Below are 18490 nucleotides of genomic sequence, written 5' to 3' on the forward strand. Positions count from 1 at the left end.
CCCATGGTTTTTCTCGGATGGTTTTTTCATCCTGTTCGCCTTCCGGGACTTCCTTGATTCTCACCTGGAGGGGGATCAAGGAAGTCCCGGTTGGCGGGACTTTTACAAGGAGAAAAACCATGTTTTACCCAAAACTTAAAATTGGTACCCAAGTGAGTCCCGTTGGTGTTCTTGTCGAAGAGGTGTTGGCATGAGCACTAAACCGATTGCGTCTAATGTTGTAAGAAACGCAGCTCGCGGTGTCTGGTTGTCCGTTCTGGACTCCCTGGCGCCCGAACTGGCAAAAGCGATCTCGAAACCCGGCCGGCATACTGGTTGCCCTGTCCATGGTGGAAAAGATGGCTTCAAGCTGTTTCGTAATGCCGACATTTATGGTGGCGGCATTTGTAATACCTGTGGGCCTTATGCCGACGGGTTTTCACTCTTGATGTGGCTAAGAAGCTGGAGTTTTCCGGAAGCCTTATCGGCCGTGGCCGATGTGCTCGGACTGTCTTGCGATTCGCATCAGAATCTGATTATTGGTCGAAAGCCGGTGATTATCGAGCCGTCAAGATCGGCCTCGGACGATGAGAAAATCAAGCGCAGTTTGAGGACGCTTTGGCGCGAATCAAAATCGCTTCACCATCCCGATGCGGAACCCGTCAGGCTGTATTTAGAGGCCCGCGGTCTGGATGGCTGGTTATCCGATTGGCCTAGCCTGCGTTTTCATCCCCGGCTTCAATACCGGGATGAAGACAACCGGATAATCGGCTATTTCCCAGCCATGCTGGCCCTGGTCGAAAAAGGTGATCAGGCGATTACCATACACCGCACGTTTCTGACGCGCGAGGGTCGTAAGGCGCCTGTGGCTTCGCCCAAGAAAATGATGTCGATTCCTTCCGATCGCTTGATCATGGGAGCGGCTGTCCGTCTTGGTCGCCCTGTACGGGTGTTGTCGGTCACGGAGGGCATCGAAACTGCCTTGGCTGTTATTGAAGCCACGGGTATGGTCACCTGGCCGTTAATCAGTTCCACCTTCATGCAAGGCTTTGAGATACCTGCGGGCGTTGAAAAGCTGATCATCTGGGCGGATCTGGATCAGCCCAATAGGAAGACCGGCCTTCGGCCCGGCTCTGAGGCGGCGAGAAAGCTGGCTGAGCGTGCCAGGGCTCAAGGTATTGAAGCAGTCATTCGTGAGCCCAAAGGCCCTTTGCCTGTGGATGTCAAAAGCATCGATTGGCTGGATGTCTATAACCAGGACGGGCCGAATGCTTTCGCGTTCCGGTCTGTCATTTAGAAGGGAGGTTTCTATGAGCAACTATGTATTCGATGCCAGTCGGATCGATACTTCGCCAGGAAACCTGCTGTCGCCGTTCTCACCTCCTGCTGATTGGCAGGGGGACGACCGCCAATATGTTCAATGGCTTCGTGCTCGGTACCGGGTCGATCCTAATCTGAAACAGAGACTCGGAATCGCCATTCGGGCCGTTCGATTGCACAGACCGCTCGAAATCTCAGGCAACTACAGCCAAGTATTGCTTGAGATTATCGAGACTTTTGAACAAAAAAGGCGCTAATGCTGTTATGTTAGCGCCTGATTTCATCCCAAAACCGAGCCTGATTTTTTCAGTGCTCGGTTTTTTTATGCCTGGCGAAAACCGCATGAGCCCCCCAAAAAGTAAAAGGTCAGCGAAAAACCGCGTCTTTCGACCCGACAGAAAACTTTTTTTTAGGGCTTAATAGGCATTTTAAGCTGCCCTCGTTGCATGTGTTCAAAAAACACCTGCGTGCCGCCGTGATAACCCGGCGCATGGAGGTTAAACGTCCAAGGATTATCTCAAGATGCGCTTGCCTAAATGTCTGTTAATCAATCTATTTGTTGCCTTATTGCTGGCCCTGCTGGGGGGTGCCTCGCCCGCCTGGTCTGACGTTACCGGCACGCTCACTGTCAGTAAGGGGACTTATGCCGGCGGTGTCAAGTTGCTTTGGACACCTATGGGAGATGGTGCGACTACTTACGAAATCTGGCGATCTGAAGGCTTGAATGGACCCAAGTCGTTAATAACCACAGTAACTGGATCGGCCTCTGACAATTATGACCAGACCGCTCTTCATGGTGTAACTTATGGTTATTTCGTGAAGCTTACCGGTACAGCTCAGCAAACCAATACCGATTACGGCTACCGTATGCCGGAAATTACGACCCTTACAGGTTCAAACGACAATTACATCAAGATTTCCGCCGGCTATAAATATAGTTTGGCTCTTAAAGCCGACGGCCGCTTGTTTGCTACGGGCCTTAATAGTTCGGGTCAGTTGGGTGACGGCACATTCGATAACAGTACAACGTTTAAACAAGTGCTGACTGACGTCAAAGATATACTGGCTGGAGCCAACGTTTCGCTCGCCCTGAAAAACGACAATACGCTGTGGGTGGCCGGCTTCGGGTATAGTCATACCTGGCAACAAGTTTTGACTGGCGTGTCGGCCCTTCATGCCAGTGCCGAAAAAGGCACTTTTTGGGCTATCGTGTCGGGCACAGCCTATACAGGCACAGCGCCGAATAATTGGCAGGCTACGACTTATACAGACATCAAGCAAATCACGACTTCCTATGATTTAACTCGGGGTCTGCCATCAATAGTAACCTATATACTTAAAACCGATGGTGAGCTTTACGCCAAAGGGTATTACTATGGCGGCAACTTCGTTTCTGTTGGATCTGGATTCAAGAAAATAGTGGTGGCTCCTATCTCGTCATGCAGCCCTGCTTGTGAATATCCTTTTATTTTCGGTATCAAGAATGACGATACCCTTTGGGCTTATGGAGGAGGTCCTGATATGTCGGATGGTTTGGGTGTGGAAGACCCTACAGTGCTAGCTGAGTGGCGACAAGTTTTTGACCATGTCAAAGACATCTCATTCTACAACGCTATGCCAGATACAGGCATAAAAAATACCGTTGCTTTGGCCACTAAAACAGACGGCACACTCTGGGCCACTGGATGGGACAACGAGAATGGACAATACGGCGATGGGACAACGACATCTACTCCCTACTGGAAACAAGTCCTGGACAACGTGACAACGGCCTCAGCGGGATGGTTTCATTCCCTCGCCTTGAAAACCAACGGCACCCTCTGGGTGACAGGCGATAACGACCATGGCCAGCATGGTTTAAGCGATACCACACCCCGTGTCACTTGGACTCAAACAGGCTTCCTGTTGCCGGGTAAAGTTAACGGTGTAAGCGCCACCGATGGCACTCAGTACGACAAAGTGACGATAAACTGGATAGCTGAACCTGATGCAACTCTTTATGATATTTATCGCTCGGATGTCGCGGGTGATAAGGGGGATTTGATTGCATCCGGCCTGGCCTGGCCAGCGACCCATTACAATGACACGACCATTGCCGGTCTGACACATTACTTTTACACCGTCGTGGCCAAAAACCCGGTCGGTTCAGGGCCGGATTCCGAGCAGGACGAAGGTTATGGCAAATCAACGCCACTGCCTACTTTAACGGTATCGCCGGCCACCGTTTATCAGGGCGAAACAAAAATCGAAGCATCACTGCAGCTACCGGCGGACACGTCCTGCCCGCTGACCACCGTACAGGCCGAGGCGGAAGCCGATCCGTTGAAATGCTATGTCGCCTTGACCACGACCGTGCCTGATCTGGCCGCCGGCACCGACGACAACGGCCTGCCCACGCTGGCGGGGTATCCGGGCACGGCCGGCGATTTCTCCGTGCAGGCCGTAGTCTCACGCTGGGTTAATGACACCCGTTATGACTCCGAACCGATCGTCAAAACTGTGACGGTTTCTCCGGTCGTTTGGGACTTTGGCTTTGTCGGCAAAAGCGAGGTCTACATCGGGATTGAAACGGTCAACCTGACCTTCAGGCAGATATCGGAGCCTGTCTGTCATCTGGCAATTGATCAGGCCGCTGCTCTGGATGAAGCCGCCAGAGGCAGTCGGGCCTGTTTTGTGGAGTTCACCGGCGCCGACGGGCTGACCAAAAACCTGTCCCTGTCATTGAACCATATCAAGCTGGAAGGCGCATTGAGCCCTGTAGGAATTCATGCTCTGGGCTATACCGTCAAGTGCCAGTTTGCCGATGGACTGACTTCGGTGGTACAGACCGGCTCTTTCGATGTGAGCGTTCAGGAGCCCCCTCCACCACAAGTCACGCTGAAAGGTGGCTATAAAATATCAGAAGGTAAATATTACGTCCCGCTGGGTCAGCCGATTACCCGCGCAACGTTCGAAGCGGCGATGCCGACCAGCGCCAAGCTGAAATACCAGCTGATCGACAGCCAGCAAAACCTGGAGCGTGGCAACGTCATGAGCGGCGGCAGTTACTGGCTCTCAACACCGAACCTGGGCTTGCTGGAAGAGCGGCCGGTGACCTTGCGTGCGGCCTGGCAGGATTATCCGCAGTCCTATACCGAACAGGTGATCACGGCGATTGGCGGCACGGAGAGCAACTTGAAGTTGTTGATCGATGTCCCGCAACAAACCCCGGATACCGAGTTGGTGACCGTTAAGGTCAGGGTCGGCAAGTATACCCGGGATGGCCTGGTCTACACACCGGGAACGATGGGGCAATGGCGAACCCAGATTCTCGTTCAGACCAACCTCAAATCGGCCAAGACGCCGATCACGGATATGCAGGACCTGGGCAACGGCGAAGTGACCTTCCAGATCAACCCGACCGGCCTGCTATTCATGAAGCTGTCGGCGGTCGCCAAGCTGGTCAGCGATAGGCCGGAACTGGATGTGACCCTGACCTCGTCAATCCGTTATGTCGAAGTTGTCAAGGGCACGCCGATCGAAGGCGCGATCACGGCCAAGTCGCTGGATGGTCCGGCACCCAAGACATTCCCGCTTTCCTTGGTGATGACGCAGGACAACCGCGCCGCATTGAAGGAGGTGACCTGGGAGCGCAGCGATAACGGCGGCCTGACCTGGGAGCCCCAGCCGAGGTCGAATACGATCCGGCATAATGTTTCTATGCCGGAACCCGGCCGGCGCAGGGTCCGGGCCAAAATGGTGAACAAGAACACCTTGGTCGAAAGCTACGCCGATCCCGTGGAAGTCTGGGCCTATTCGAAGCTGGACGCTGAAATCGTGGGTCCACGCCATGTGGCGCCGGGGCAAGCGGTCACGCTGGCAGCGCAGCTGTACCGGGCGGGCGTCCTGACCACGGATACGGTAAATGAATGGACAATCGAGGCGCCCAGCGGCAAAACCGTGCAAACCGGCCCGACCGCCACGATTACCGAGGAAACCGAGGGCAAGGTCTACGTAACGTTGCGGACACGACCAGCGGATACCAGCGACAATGACCCGGCAGCCTGGACGGCAGCGCGCTATTATGTGGTCGTGGACATGCCAGAGAAACCAAGAATCAGCGCACAAGGACCGAGGGATATCGAGGTAGGCAAAACATACCACTATCAGGGCACGGTCAAGCCGTCCTGGGGCGGCATGGAGAGCGTACACCGTATGGTGTCGGAATGGCAGCTGCCGGACGGCGCTCTCGTCGCAGGACAGACGCTGGACTGGTCGCCGACCGCGCAGGATCTGATCGACAAGCAGCCGCTGGTTTTCCGGGCCTGGGTGGACGGCTTCAAAGAAGCGACGCTGAGGGAGGCCACCTTGAGCTATGCGCCCTGGGCCTATGTCTGGCCAAACTGGAGCATTACCATGAAGCAGCTGACAGTGCAGGCACCGTCTGATCTGAACCTGCTTGTGGCCCATGACCTGCCGGCCATGAACCGGCGGTTCGAAGGCCTGACTTACGAATGGTCGTTCCCGCCCAATGTCAACGGCCGCCAGCATGCGGCGTTCCCGAACCGGGCCTCGGCCCAGGCTCTGTATGCCGGCGAGTACGACATCAGTGTCGCGATCCGGGATAGCCGGGGGCATGAGACCGTACTGACCCAGCACGTCATCACCGAAGCGGCAGCGCCGTACAGCGCCACGCTCAAGGTGGGCAAGTCGAACCTGTTTGGCCGGGCGCCCATGACGGTGACAGTGCGGCCGACCGTCTACGGGGGGCATCCCTTGGATAAGGTCATCGGGCAGATCTGGAAGGTGGACGGCGTGCCGGTGGACGACTATACCAACCGCAGTTTCATGGTGAAAGAGATCGCCGAGGCCGGCGACCATCTCATCAGCTACACGCTGAACAGCCAGATGGGCGAGACACTGACCGTAAACGAAGCGCTGCCCTTGATGCCTAACCAGCCGCCCTCGTGCGAGCTGACGCCCAAGCCAAACATCTATGTGGTGTATGCCGAAGCTAGATGCTCGGACCCGGATGGCAAGATCATCGGCTACAGTTGGGAAGTGAACGGGCAGCCGATCGGCTCGACCGGCTATCGGATCAGCTTCAGTAAGACGGGTTCACCGCAGTCGGCCCATGTGACCATCACGGCCATGGATGATGCTCACGCGTTATCTACGCCCGTATCCATCGATGTGAGTTATTGATAATTATGCGCTTAATTAAAATCATTTTATTGTTGTCGAGCTTGTTATGCCGAGGCATAGCCTATGCCGAGCCCGCGATCACTGTATCCGATGCACAGGCCGGTCGGAATCCGGTAGTCAGCCAGACTCAGACTGTCCAGGAAAGCAATGCCGCCCAGACTCAACTGGAACAAGCGGCTGATCATTTTGATGCGTTTGCCCTGCTAATGCCAAAAGTCATCCAGGCCAAATGGGAGGCCTTTATGAGCCATGGCTTCAAGGCCATCCTGCTGCCGGATGCAACAACGCAGGCTGATGAAGAGCAAATGATTGATTATCTAGTGAAAGGCTTGCAAGCTTTGGGGCGTTCCTTAGAGGAAGACCTGGCGGCTAAGAATCCGCCGAAACAAGATGCTTCATCCCAGTCTGAGTAGTCCATGTCGCCGACAGGTCACTTGATGACTCTGAAGCCGTGCTATCAGGCCAAGCTCGGGCTAGCCTTTATTTTTGTCCTCATTTTGCAACCACAGCTTCCCTTTTTTAGAAAGCCGATAACGCTGTGTAGGGCTTCTTGGTGAGCCGGGTTGGGTGCGCTCTAGCCAGCCCCCATCTAAAGCGGGGTTCAGATAATTATCTCTGAATGTTGGCCGGTGAGATAAGCCTAATGTTTGCATTAAGTTGGCGCTATTGATTTCTTTGTTACCAATAACTTCAAGCAGTCGTTTTACTTGGTCGGTTACATGGTCGCTTGCTTGGTCGGTAGTAACTGCCTCGCCAATGGCATCTGATAAAGCTTGTAGCATAAACTCGACGAATGGCGTGGTCTCTGCGCGTTCATCAGCTTCAGCCAAGACGCGATAATAATCATTCTGGCGCTCACGAATAACTGTTTCCACAGGCAAATAAGCCAACAAGGGTTTCCAATGGCGCAGAATCAGGGTTTGCCATAATCGACCCATACGTCCATTACCGTCGGTAAAAGGATGGATGAACTCCAGTTCATAATGAAACAGGCAACTGGCAACTAAAGGGTGCTCTTCAGTACGTTTCAACCAAGCCAACAAATCAGCCATTAGATGAGGCACTCGGTCGGCAGGCGGCGCCATATGCACTAGTTGCTTGCCACGGAAGATACCGACACCGCCGGGACGATATATGCCCGATTGGTCGACCAATGTTGACATCAGCAATCCATGCGCTGCCAATAAATCGGCTTCAGAGTCTGGATTCCAGTTTTCCATTGCTTCGTAAGCGGCAAAGGCATTACGGACTTCCTGAATTTCACGGGGCAAACCGAGGACGCGTTTCCCATCTATCACTGCCGTCACTTGTTCCAAAGTCAGTGTATTGTTCTCAATCGCCAGCGATGCCTGGATGGTACGGATCCGGTTTTCCCGACGTAAGCGTGGCGTCAGGTTTTGTTCAGCCAAGATCGTGTAACGTCCGATCTGTTCGCTGATTTCGGCGACCAGATTCAATATTGTTGGGGTAATAGTATAGGGCGGCTGATAGCTTTTTTGATTCGCCATTCAAGCTTTCTCTGCTGTTTCGATAAATTAGGTGTGGTTTAGATCGTTATTTGAGCTTGATAGTGTAATAGAGTAGATCGCTTGAGAAGAAGGAACAGGCTCATCAATGCTCTAGAACAACAAATAATCTTTCAATTCATTTCTGTTCAATAGAATAATCTGCTGAACGACTGCCTCGCGCTCTTTGTCATCAGGACCGATTCTCATCGCCTTTAGAAAATAAGACACAACTGCCGCCCTTACCTTGTGCTCTAGAACTCCGTTTTTCATTGCATAATCAAATTCAATAGCCGCTTTCTGACTATCGCTCAGCCCCGGATGTGGGCCGATTCTGACGGTGACAAATTGTTGCCAAGCCAGATCATTAGAGGAATTGATATCAGTTACTCCAATAAATTCAGTTGATAGCACACGCGCTATAACAAAATCCCGAAATTCGTTATGGTTTCGGCTGAAAGCTCGCATATGCCAGCGTAGTCCGTCAAAAACCAGCGCATGTGGAGACAACTGCAACTCTGCCAGCTCTGGCCGAGCCATTGATTGATAGCATACGCGTATTTCTTTGCCTGCCACTATAGCCTGATTGACTGTTTGCAAGATCATCCGATCGATTTGCCTGAATACCGATTCCACAATCTCAACAGTTGGTAAATTATTTATCAGAGTCAGCACAGCACCACGGGTTCCGTCCCGTTGTACTTTCAAAACCTGTAAAAATTCTCTGGCAGTCCCTTCCATAAAAGCCGGTTTAAAAGTGGCTTCAATCACATACCTTTTTAAAAATTTATCGTAGCGAATGTTATCGGGGCACATCGCCTGATAAAGCGTTAAATCCTTCGATGCTTGTACTCGACTGATGCCGAAATTATCCGTTAACGCATTCGTAGAGACGCTCCCACTCCAAAACACCGTCGCTTCTAATAACGTCAAACGTTGCCGTTGTTCCCATTTTAAAGCCTGTTGCAAAAGCTGAGTCATAATGCTAGATTATATGAAAATATTATTTATATATAAAATATCTTAATAGATAAAGTTTAATGCTTTTATTTCGTTTTGCAACTGTAAAGAAGTACTTGTAGCTACATTGGACAGGCATGAAATAAGGAATCAACCTACGTGTTCAGACGTCACTCCCCAAGTAATTCTTATATCGATGCGCTTCAGTTAAATGAGTGCCTGGCTAAAACTTATCAGACCCCTTCGGGTGAAAGCCGCGCTGGGCGGCATGTTTTAAATCATTGCCAGATTGTCGGCGAGATCGCTCGGGAACTGCTTCATCGGTTACCTCACTGGTTAGTGGCCGAATTTTTTCCTGATGGCTCAGAACTTATTGCGGGTGCTCACGATATCGGCAAAGTCAGCCCGACTTTTCAGGAAAAAATTTATCGCGGCACCGCTGGCTACATAAATAACTCCAAGCCGGGGCTGGAAAGAGCCAATCCGGATACGGAAAAAAACTGGGGTGGCCATGCCGGCGTCAGCCAAGCGACGGCCCAATATCTGAAACTAGGAAAATACATTCCTGAGATTCTCGGCCAGCATCACGGTTATTCGCCGAATGTGACTTACTCGGCGATAGAAGAAATATTCGGCGGCACAACCTGGAATCAACGCCGGGAAGAATTGCTCGCCGGATTAATAGCTGCTCTGCAAGCCGAGTTTCCCGTCATTGCCAACGATTTGCAGGCGCGCGTGCTGGCGGGCTTTACCTGCGTAGCGGACTGGATTGGCTCCGGTTCTCTATTCAACGATCCGGCCGAAGACTGGCAGCCGCGTATCAAATCCGCCGTGGATGCAGCGGGCTTTGTGCAGCCCATGCTGAAACAGGATTTAAGTTTCGCCGAGATTTTTGGATGGCAACCTCGTGATGCCCAATGCTGTTTCATCGAGCAAGTAACACAGCCTGGCATCTATATATTGGAAGCGCCGATGGGATTGGGCAAGACCGAAGCCGCGCTGTACGCGGCTTATCAATTACTCGCCTCGAATCAGGCCACCGGCCTTTATTTTGCACTACCGACCCAACTGACATCCGACAAAATTCATGACCGTGTCGGTGAATTTCTCAAGCAGATCCTGGATAGTGACAGCCTCCATCAGCAGCCACTGTTGCTGCACGGCAATGCCTGGTTGAAAATCGAATTGGGCAAGGAAGGCAATCCCGGCGGCTCCTGGTTTCAAGCTTCTAAACGCGGCATTCTGGCGCCGTTTGCGGTCGGAACTATTGATCAGGCCTTGATGGCGGTCATGAATGTCAAGCATGGTTTTGTGCGGACTTTCGGTCTGGCCGGCAAAGTGGTGATACTGGATGAAGTGCATTCTTATGACAGCTATACAGGCACCCTGCTCGAAGAGTTGGTCAAAGCGCTCCGGCAACTGCACTGCACGGTCATTATTCTCAGCGCCACACTGACCCATGAGCGCCGTCACGCATTATTGGGCTTGGGAACATCGAAAAATGACTATCCGTTGATTTCCGCTCTGCCCAAAAGCGGCGATTTTATTGAACAAGCAGCGCCAAACATAGCTAATGTCCAGGTTGATATTCAGCATTGCCAAAATGACAGCATCGCAATTGAAGAAGCACTAAAACGCGCTGGGTGGGCGCAGCAGGTATTGTGGGTGGAAAATACTGTCGCTGAAGCTCAGAAAATTTACCGGTTGCTGGCAAGTAGAGCACACTCGTTAAATATCGAATGCGGATTGTTGCATTCGCGCTATCTAAAAACTGACCGTGAAGGCAACGAAAGCCGTTGGACTGACCTATACGGCAAACATGGCGGCAAATTACGTGCGCAATGTGGGCGAATATTGGTGGGTACTCAGGTTCTGGAACAATCACTGGACATTGATGCCGACTTCTTAATCAGCCGCTTTGCGCCCAGCGACATGCTGTTGCAACGTATAGGCCGCCTATGGCGGCATCAGGAAACGTGGCGTCCTACCAGTGCTCAACGCGAAGCTTGGCTATTAGCTCCTGACTTGACCAATGCGATCACAGATCCGGAGCAAGCCTTCGGGGCGACTGCACAAATTTACGCTCCCTATGTGCTGTGCCGCAGCCTGCAAGTATGGCAAGACCTGCAACACATCAATATACCTGGACAGATCAGGGCGATTATTGAAGCGACTTACTCAGATCGGGAGGAATCCGGCGCCCTGCTGAACCATGCTAATGCCCTTGAGAAGAAGCGCGCAGACCTGAAGCGCATGGCCCTTTTGGGATTATCCACGGCCGGCAAAACGCTGTCGGAAGAAAAAGCCAGTACCCGCTATAGCGAACAGGATAGCGTCGAAGTGCTACTGATTAAAGGTTATCGGATCGATAAGCAACAGGGTGGCGTTCTGGTGCGGTTTTTAGATGATACGAGCCTATTGCTGCCCGGTAAGGGCAAGGGCTTGCAGCCTGCGCAACAACGGGAACTGGCGGCAATGCTGCTGCAGAATACCGTGCGGGTTGCCGAGCATATGGCGCCTAAGCCAGTAGCCAGTAACGGTCTGGACTGGTTGCGAGGCTATCTGTATCTGGGCAAGACCGACGATGAAAGCCGACTGCGGGTGGCGAAAATACTGGACAGCGGTACAGCCGTCAGCCTGAACGATGGCGAAGCCTCCGATTTCTACTCGATTCAATACGATCAATATCTCGGCTATCAGGCCGACAAATCATCTCAGCAGGAGAATAAATGACAGTCGAAAACCGCTTTAACCTGATCGACGAGCCGTGGATACCGGTCGTCGATGTCGGACGAGTCAGTTTGAGAGACCTTTTCAGCCGCAGCGACTATCGAGCCTTGGGCGGCAATCCGGTGCAGAAGATTGCTTTGATCAAGCTGCTGTTATCAATTGCTCAATCCGCAGCCACGCCAGCAGATGATGAGGCCTGGACCGATTTAGGCGCCCTAGGGCTATCGGCGAACTGTCTGGCGTATTTGGAGCGCTGGCATGACCGGTTTTGGCTGTACGGCGATCAGCCGTTTTTGCAGATGCCGGCCATTCGGACCGCTGGTCTCCAGAGCTTCGGGGCCGTATTGGCGGAAGTCGCTACCGGAAATACGACAGTATTGACACAAACGCAGATTGAAAAAAGTTTATCCGATGCGGATAAAGCCTTGCTGATCGTATCGTTGATGGGATTCGGTCTGGGAGGCAAGAAAACCGACAACAGCGTGGTGCTGTCGCCGGGTTACACGGGCAAAACCAATGACAAGGGAAAACCCGCTACTGGCAAGCCCGGCCCTGCCATTGGCTTTATGGGCTTTATGCACAATTTTTTGATCGGTCGATCTGTCCAGGAAACTCTATGGCTGAATCTGCTGACAGTAGAACAGCTCCAGCAAATGCGCATCTTTAGCGCCGGTTTGGGAAAAGCGCCTTGGGAGGCCATGCCGGTTGGTGAAGCCTGTGATATGGCCAAAAGCTTACAGGCCAGCCTGATCGGTCGATTGCTGCCGTTATCGCGCTTTTGTCTGCTGACAGAGACGGGACTGCATTATTCGGAAGGCATTGCCCATCAGGGATACAAGGAAAGTATGGTCGATCCCAGTGTCTCGGTTGATTTTTCCGGCAAAGATCCGAAAGTGATCTGGGTTGACCCTGAAAAAAGGCCGTGGCGTTTTCTGCCCGCGCTATTGGGTTTTCTGGCGCAGACAGGTAATCAAGGGTTTGATTGCTATCAGCTCCGGTTTGGCCTTCAGCGGGCCAGATCACAGGTCGACACGCTGGGCTTGTGGTCAGGTGGCCTGCGAGTTAGCAGCAATGCCGGCGAGCAGTTCGTTTCCGGCTCTGATGATTTCGTCGAATCCATGGTCATGCTGCCTCAACAGATACTTGGGACATTATGGTATACCAATTTACAACTGGAAATGTTCGAATTGGATCAACTCTCCAAAGTCGTTTATAGCGCCACGCTTAACTATTTCAAAAACCAAAATATGGAAGGCAAAGCGCAGGCGGGTTTAGCCAGCAATCTGTTTTGGCAGCTCTGCGAGCGCAAGTTCCAGGACCTAGTCAATGCCTGTGAAGATTTCAACCAAGCCACAGCCCTGCGCAAAACTTTCGCTGGTTTTGCCAATCGGGCCTACGATCACTTTTGCGCCAAAGACACCGCCAGACAATTTGATGCATGGGCCAAAAATCGACCTAACCTAGTCAAATATCTGAAAGATCAAACCAAAACCGAAGAGGCTCAAGCGTGAGTACCGAAACAAGCAAAATCGGCAAAAGCGAGGCTTTTGTCAAGTTTACCGTTGAGCAATGCCAAAAAGACAAAGGCATTGCCGCAGGGCTGAGACGAGCCGATAACCCGGCGACCGAATACCAGTGCTGGGAGCATCTGGCCGCATTTTATATCGATCTGGAAAAAGATTTTGAACGCTTGCCGTATGCCACCATTGCCGCTGCCATCGCTAAAGCGAAGGTGGACCATAACGGCGCTATCGGCATTGGCCGCGCCATTTCGCTGTGCTACGAAGACGGCAACAACAGCGACCAAGCTAAAGCTAGGCTGCGGCGCTTACTGGCCTGCGAATCCGTTGAGGAAGCCTGCCGGATATTACGGCCATTGTTCAGCCTGATCGATTCTAAAGCCAGCGTGACCTTGAACTATGCGCAATTGCTAGCCGATTTGCTGAAGTTCCATTGGGACAATGAACGAGTCAAAGCCCGCTGGGCTCAAGACTTTTACAGCCGTATGGTCGATAAGGAGGCCTCATGAGCCCCCATCCTGTGATGCTCTATGCCAGCGCATTGCGCCTGTCGCGTAGTGATATCAAGGCGCTAAAAATCACTGATTCCTATTCTTTGCATCGGGTCGTTTACGACTTGTTCGACGATGTCCGCAGCGAACAACAAAAGCAAGCCAGCGTTCCCAGCGGCATTTTATATGCCGATAAGGGCGGTGATTTTAACAGTCGCCTGATTCTGATGCTGGCCGATCGTCCGCCCAATCCATCGCCGGCGTTCGGGGAAGTCGAGAGCAAAACCATCAATGAGCCTTTTTTGCAACACAGCCGTTATGCCTTTGAAGTGACGGTCAATCCCGGCAAGCGCGACAAACAGACCGGCAAAATTGTACCGGTGCGCGGCCGTGAGGCGATCACCGGCTGGTTCATTGATCGCGCAGAAAAATCCTGGGGCTTTAGCGTCAACCCTAACAACCTGCAGATTGAAAAGATGGCCGTGCAAAGCTTTAAAAAAGGCATCCAGACCATTACCCACGGCAGCGCTACTTTAAAAGGCGAACTGCATGTCAACGACCGCGACCGGTTCATCCAAAGTTTCCGGCAAGGCATCGGCCGTGGCCGGGCCTTTGGTTTCGGGCTGTTGCAAATCGTACCGCTTAACTAATCACATTCGTTTTATATTACAAGGATTCAATACATGATTAATAACCCACTTAAAAACACCCGCATCGAGTTCCACATCCTGCAATCTTTTCCGGTGACTTGCCTGAACCGCGACGATGTCGGTGCGCCCAAAACCGCCGTGGTTGGCGGTAGTACCCGAGCCCGGGTCAGTTCTCAGGCCTGGAAACGGCCGGTGCGCATGGCTATGCAGGATTTCGGCGCCAAATTGGCCATCCGCAGCAAACTGGTTGCCGATTATGTAGCAAAAGCCTGTGCCAAGCTTGGTGCCAACGAAGAACAGGCTCAGTCCTGTGGGGAAGCGATTGCCGCCTCGTTCAGCAAAGACACGCTGCATTTTTTTACCGAAACAGAAGCGCAAGCTTTTGCAGCATTCGCCCAGGACCAGGGGTTCGATAGCAGCAAGATCAAAGACAAGGACATCCAGAAACTTGCTAAGAAAACCTTCAATCCGGCGATTGATGGTCTGGATATTGCTTTATTCGGCCGTATGGTTGCGCAAGCGACGGAACTCAATGTCGAAGCGGCCGCCTCGTTCTCACACGCCATTTCCACCCACAGAATCAGCAATGAAGTCGAATTCTTTACGGCTCTGGATGATCTGCAAGACGATCCCGGCGCCGCCCACATGGGCAGCCTGGAATTCAACTCCTCTACGTACTACCGTTACGTTAGTCTGGATCTTGGGCAACTCCATCAAACCTTGGCCGGACAGAATTTACCGGAAGCGGTAGAAGCCTTTACCAAAGCCCTGTTTGTAGCGGTGCCGGCGGCTCGGCAAAGCACCCAATCCGGCGCCTCGCCTTGGGAATTCGCCAGAGTGCTGGTCAGGAAAGGCCAACGCCTGCAAGTACCTTTTGAAACGACCGTTAAAGCCAAAGATGGCGGTTTCCTGCAACCTAGCATTAATGCATTAACTGACTATTTAGCCAAAAAAGAAAAACTGGCCGGCTCCTTATTTGGAAAAATCAATGACTATACCTTTGGCGAAGATGAGAACTTCAGCATCGACGATCTGGTCGCGGCATTGAAACAACATGCCAAGGTTGCCGTGGATGAATAATCCTTATCTGTTACTGTGGCTGGAAGCGCCATTGCAATCCTGGGGGCACGATTCTAAATTCGGCCGCCGCGATACCCTTAATTTTCCGACTAAATCCGGTGTTTTGGGATTGGTCTGTAGTGCCTTAGGCGCAGGTGGCGAGCAATTCGAATTGCTGGCTGAATTCGCTGCGCTCACGCAAACCGTGCTGTCTTTCGTCCGCTGCCGCAGCAATAATATAGGAGAACTGGTTAAGATTGACCGAGAGCCGCTGCTGCGCGATTTTCATATGGTTGGTAGCGGTTACGACGATCAGGATCCGTGGTCCAGTTTGCTAATTCCCAAAACCAGTGAGGGCAAAAAAGCTGTAGGTGGTGGCACCAAAATGACCTACCGCTATTACCTGCAGGATGCCTACTTTGCCGTGCTGCTGCAAGTGCCGGCAACCCGAGCCGATGTTATCGCCGAAGCCCTGCAAAACCCGGCTTGGGATATCTACTTAGGCCGAAAAAACTGCGTGCCGACCGATTTCATCTATCGTGGACGGTATGCAGATGAAGCCGAGGCCATTGATCATGCCCTAGCAATTGTGCAGGACAAGACCTTAATGGAGGACTTTCGCGTAGTCGACGGCGAATATCCAGGTGAAGTCCTGACTTTGATGGATGTGCCTATCCAATTCGGCGAACACAAACTTTACCGTGATCGTCGAGTGACGGTGGTAACAGCCTAACCGGGCCTGCCGTTCATGCTTTTTAACAATTTGGATTATTCTCGACTGGGGATGGGATACGGAAAGGTTTTTTATGACTGCTGAGAAGGACTCAACGCGCCTGCTGATAAAAGTCACGCGCGACACGCTGCCACAGGTCAGCAGCAAATATCCTTTTATCTATCTGGAACGGGGCCGGATGGAGATTGATGATAGCAGCGTCAAATGGATAGACTGCGATAACAACGTCGTGCGCTTACCCATTGCAACCTTGAATTGCCTATTGTTAGGGCCGGGAACCACTGTTACTCATGAGGCCATCAAGGTCATCGCATCGGCTAATTGCAATGTTTGCTGGGTAGGGGAAGACAGCCTGCTATTTTATGCAATAGGCCAAACACCCACAGCTAATACGCGCAATTTTCGCAGGCAAATGCTGTTATCGGCTGATGAGAAAAAATCACTGGAGGTCGCACGAAGGATGTATGCACGACGCTTTCCTAAGGCCGAGCTGACAGGTAAAAGTCTGAAGGAAATGATGGGCATGGAAGGCTACCGTGTGCGCGAGTTATATGAGCAAAAAGCCCAGGAGTACCAAGTCGGATGGAAAGGTCGAGCGTATGTGCCAGGCAAATTTGAATTGGGTGATATGACTAACCAGATTCTGACCTCAACTAATGCCGCACTATATGGAATTTTAAGTTCGGCGGTACATAGCATGGGTTATTCACCGCATATCGGTTTTATCCATTCTGGCAGTCCTTTACCTTTTGTTTACGATCTGGCTGATTTATACAAGGAAAAGTTGTGTATTGATCTGGCGTTTGCATTAACGGTCGAGATGGCCGGACGCTATAACAAGCACAAGGTAGCAGAAAGTTTTAGGAAAAGAGTGATAGAAATGGATTTGCTAGCCTGTATCAGTGCCGATATTGAAGAAATGCTAGGAGGTAAAAGTGCTCGTCGTGATAGCTAATGATCTGCCGCCTGCGGTCAGAGGTCGAATGAAGCTCTGGTTTGTTGAGCCGCGTCCCAATGTGTTCGTTTCCGGTGTGAAAGACTCGGTAGGTAAATCTGTGGTGGATTATCTGTATCAGCATTGTCCACCGGAAAGTGGCTTGATGATTTTTCGTCGCATCAATAAAACACCAGGTTATGAAATTCTCGGTGTTGGCGATACCCGACGGAGTATTATCGAAATTTCTGGCTTGCAATTAGTGCAGGAAAAAGAAGGAGAAGCTCTGATTATTAATGACCAAAACAGCATATCTTGCGATTGATCTTCATACTCACCACAATTTGTTGGTGTCTTCCCCATACGCATGGGGGTGTTTCCTGCGTTCACTATGAAAGCAGGATGGTAGAAAAGTCTTCCCCATACGCATGGGGGTGTTTCTAAGGCCGAGGTTGCCATATTCTTTGATGTGGCGTCTTCCCCATACGCATGGGGGTGTTTCTCTGTTTAGGTTGAATGAGGCGGCGATAGCTACGTCTTCCCCATACGCATGGGGGTGTTTCTAACCACGCATCTTTTAATGATTGGTTGCCAGCGTCTTCCCCATACGCATGGGGGTGTTTCTTCTTTTGCTAAAGCAGCGGCCTTTTCTCCGGCGTCTTCCCCATACGCATGGGGGTGTTTCTGCCTGATCAGGACCTTTATGAGCCAAGAATATGTCTTCCCCATACGCATGGGGGTGTTTCTTGGACAGCGCATTAGGTGCAAGGATGAGAGGCGTCTTCCCCATACGCATGGGGGTGTTTCCACTATCGGCAACATGGGCGCAGCATCGGGCAGGTCTTCCCCATACGCATGGGGGTGTTTCCGTGCGGGTATTCAGAAACAACGTCGGCAGCGTGTCTTCCCCATACGCATGGGGGTGTTTCTGAGCAAAGACTATTCGGTAATGCCCTGCCTCAGTCTTCCCCATACGCATGGGGGTGTTTCTACTATGTTCACGGTTTCGGATTTCCCGGAACAGTCTTCCCCATACGCATGGGGGTGTTTCTCTAAGAGCAAAATTAACCCGCTCATCTGCATCGTCTTCCCCATACGCATGGGGGTGTTTCGGCTACACGCATTTAGATGCGCCCTGGGCTGAGGTCTTCCCCATACGCATGGGGGTGTTTCCAGATTTTGACCGGCGTCGAGGTGCTGGAAAGTGTCTTCCCCATACGCATGGGGGTGTTTCCTTGGTGTACTCTTCGCGCGACTGGCCAAGCTTGTCTTCCCCATACGCATGGGGGTGTTTCTGGATTCGCTGATTGATAAATACAATCAACTGAGTCTTCCCCATACGCATGGGGGTGTTTCCGTACTGAGTTGGTTCGCCATTCAGCACGCCGCGTCTTCCCCATACGCATGGGGGTGTTTCTAGCTTCC

The 18490-nt window shown here is 51.9% G+C and carries 14 protein-coding genes and 1 CRISPR repeat array (1 of these 15 cut by a window edge); of the genes, 12 read left to right on the forward strand and 2 right to left on the reverse strand.

Annotation, left to right across the window (positions count from 1 at the left end; genetic code table 11):
* Positions 1-190: 190 nt before the first annotated feature.
* The 4 genes from METLU_RS24135 (at position 191) to METLU_RS0101155 (ending at position 6896) form a co-directional block, all read left to right on the forward strand.
* Complete coding sequence (locus METLU_RS24135) at positions 191-1276, forward strand: DUF7146 domain-containing protein (RefSeq protein WP_051299712.1); 1086 nt, start codon at positions 191-193, stop codon at positions 1274-1276.
* A 13-nt stretch (positions 1277-1289) separates the two neighbouring features.
* The gene (locus METLU_RS24140; RefSeq protein WP_036242619.1) at positions 1290-1556 is read left to right on the forward strand and encodes a hypothetical protein; all 267 of its coding nucleotides are present in this window, start codon (positions 1290-1292) and stop codon (positions 1554-1556) included.
* A 265-nt stretch (positions 1557-1821) separates the two neighbouring features.
* Positions 1822-6483, forward strand: a complete 4662-nt coding sequence (locus METLU_RS0101150; protein WP_027156627.1) for an RCC1 domain-containing protein — start codon at positions 1822-1824, stop codon at positions 6481-6483.
* 5 nt (positions 6484-6488) lie between these two features.
* Positions 6489-6896, forward strand: a complete 408-nt coding sequence (locus tag METLU_RS0101155; RefSeq protein ID WP_027156628.1) for a hypothetical protein — start codon at positions 6489-6491, stop codon at positions 6894-6896.
* Between the two features lie 60 nt (positions 6897-6956).
* Here the strand turns inward: METLU_RS0101155 and METLU_RS0101160 are convergent, their stop codons facing one another.
* Positions 6957-7991 (reverse strand): Fic family protein, encoded by a 1035-nt coding sequence (locus tag METLU_RS0101160; RefSeq protein ID WP_027156629.1) that lies wholly within the window; start codon positions 7989-7991, stop codon positions 6957-6959.
* A gap of 111 nt (positions 7992-8102) precedes the next feature.
* Entirely contained in the window at positions 8103-8969 is an 867-nt protein-coding gene (locus tag METLU_RS0101165) for a WYL domain-containing protein (protein ID WP_036242621.1), read from the reverse strand.
* 138 nt (positions 8970-9107) lie between these two features.
* Here METLU_RS0101165 and METLU_RS0101170 point away from each other — a divergent pair, with 138 nt between their 5' ends.
* The 8 genes from METLU_RS0101170 to cas2e all read left to right on the forward strand — a co-directional run bounded on the left by METLU_RS0101170 (position 9108) and on the right by cas2e (position 17390).
* The gene (locus METLU_RS0101170; RefSeq protein ID WP_036242623.1) at positions 9108-11681 is read left to right on the forward strand and encodes a CRISPR-associated helicase/endonuclease Cas3; all 2574 of its coding nucleotides are present in this window, start codon (positions 9108-9110) and stop codon (positions 11679-11681) included.
* Positions 11678-13189 carry a type I-E CRISPR-associated protein Cse1/CasA gene (gene casA, locus METLU_RS24145; protein ID WP_036242627.1) on the forward strand — a complete coding sequence of 504 codons (1512 nt, stop codon included), beginning with the start codon at positions 11678-11680 and terminating at the stop codon, positions 13187-13189. The genes METLU_RS0101170 and casA overlap by 4 nt, the downstream gene beginning before the upstream one ends.
* Complete coding sequence (gene casB, locus METLU_RS0101180) at positions 13186-13707, forward strand: type I-E CRISPR-associated protein Cse2/CasB (RefSeq protein WP_027156632.1); 522 nt, start codon at positions 13186-13188, stop codon at positions 13705-13707. Before casA ends, casB begins: the two co-directional genes overlap by 4 nt.
* The gene (gene cas6e, locus METLU_RS0101185; protein WP_196806466.1) at positions 13704-14339 is read left to right on the forward strand and encodes a type I-E CRISPR-associated protein Cas6/Cse3/CasE; all 636 of its coding nucleotides are present in this window, start codon (positions 13704-13706) and stop codon (positions 14337-14339) included. The genes casB and cas6e overlap by 4 nt, the downstream gene beginning before the upstream one ends.
* Before the next feature lie 33 nt (positions 14340-14372).
* Complete coding sequence (cas7e, locus tag METLU_RS0101190; protein WP_036242631.1) at positions 14373-15419, forward strand: type I-E CRISPR-associated protein Cas7/Cse4/CasC; 1047 nt, start codon at positions 14373-14375, stop codon at positions 15417-15419.
* Positions 15412-16131 carry a type I-E CRISPR-associated protein Cas5/CasD gene (gene cas5e, locus METLU_RS0101195; RefSeq protein WP_027156635.1) on the forward strand — a complete coding sequence of 240 codons (720 nt, stop codon included), beginning with the start codon at positions 15412-15414 and terminating at the stop codon, positions 16129-16131. Before cas7e ends, cas5e begins: the two co-directional genes overlap by 8 nt.
* A gap of 73 nt (positions 16132-16204) precedes the next feature.
* Positions 16205-17086 (forward strand): type I-E CRISPR-associated endonuclease Cas1e, encoded by an 882-nt coding sequence (cas1e, locus tag METLU_RS0101200; RefSeq protein ID WP_027156636.1) that lies wholly within the window; start codon positions 16205-16207, stop codon positions 17084-17086.
* The gene (cas2e, locus tag METLU_RS0101205; RefSeq protein ID WP_027156637.1) at positions 17067-17390 is read left to right on the forward strand and encodes a type I-E CRISPR-associated endoribonuclease Cas2e; all 324 of its coding nucleotides are present in this window, start codon (positions 17067-17069) and stop codon (positions 17388-17390) included. Before cas1e ends, cas2e begins: the two co-directional genes overlap by 20 nt.
* A gap of 27 nt (positions 17391-17417) precedes the next feature.
* Positions 17418-18490: a CRISPR direct-repeat array (repeat unit 28 nt; unit sequence GTCTTCCCCATACGCATGGGGGTGTTTC); it runs 297 nt beyond the window's last position.

This window comes from Methylobacter luteus IMV-B-3098 (assembly GCF_000427625.1).
Lineage (GTDB): Bacteria > Pseudomonadota > Gammaproteobacteria > Methylococcales > Methylomonadaceae > Methylobacter > Methylobacter luteus.

What these genes read in the sequence shown, in the direction of transcription:
- METLU_RS0101150 (WP_027156627.1), top strand. Translation starts at nt 1,822, where the DNA reads ATGCGCTTGCCTAAATGTCTGTTAATCAATCTATTTGTTGCCTTATTG.
- METLU_RS0101165 (WP_036242621.1), bottom strand. Translation starts at nt 8,969, where the DNA reads ATGACTCAGCTTTTGCAACAGGCTTTAAAATGGGAACAACGGCAACGT.
- METLU_RS0101160 (WP_027156629.1), bottom strand. Translation starts at nt 7,991, where the DNA reads ATGGCGAATCAAAAAAGCTATCAGCCGCCCTATACTATTACCCCAACA.
- METLU_RS24135 (WP_051299712.1), top strand. Translation starts at nt 191, where the DNA reads ATGAGCACTAAACCGATTGCGTCTAATGTTGTAAGAAACGCAGCTCGC.
- cas6e (WP_196806466.1), top strand. Translation starts at nt 13,704, where the DNA reads ATGAGCCCCCATCCTGTGATGCTCTATGCCAGCGCATTGCGCCTGTCG.
- cas5e (WP_027156635.1), top strand. Translation starts at nt 15,412, where the DNA reads ATGAATAATCCTTATCTGTTACTGTGGCTGGAAGCGCCATTGCAATCC.
- cas1e (WP_027156636.1), top strand. Translation starts at nt 16,205, where the DNA reads ATGACTGCTGAGAAGGACTCAACGCGCCTGCTGATAAAAGTCACGCGC.
- METLU_RS0101155 (WP_027156628.1), top strand. Translation starts at nt 6,489, where the DNA reads ATGCGCTTAATTAAAATCATTTTATTGTTGTCGAGCTTGTTATGCCGA.
- METLU_RS24140 (WP_036242619.1), top strand. Translation starts at nt 1,290, where the DNA reads ATGAGCAACTATGTATTCGATGCCAGTCGGATCGATACTTCGCCAGGA.
- cas7e (WP_036242631.1), top strand. Translation starts at nt 14,373, where the DNA reads ATGATTAATAACCCACTTAAAAACACCCGCATCGAGTTCCACATCCTG.
- casA (WP_036242627.1), top strand. Translation starts at nt 11,678, where the DNA reads ATGACAGTCGAAAACCGCTTTAACCTGATCGACGAGCCGTGGATACCG.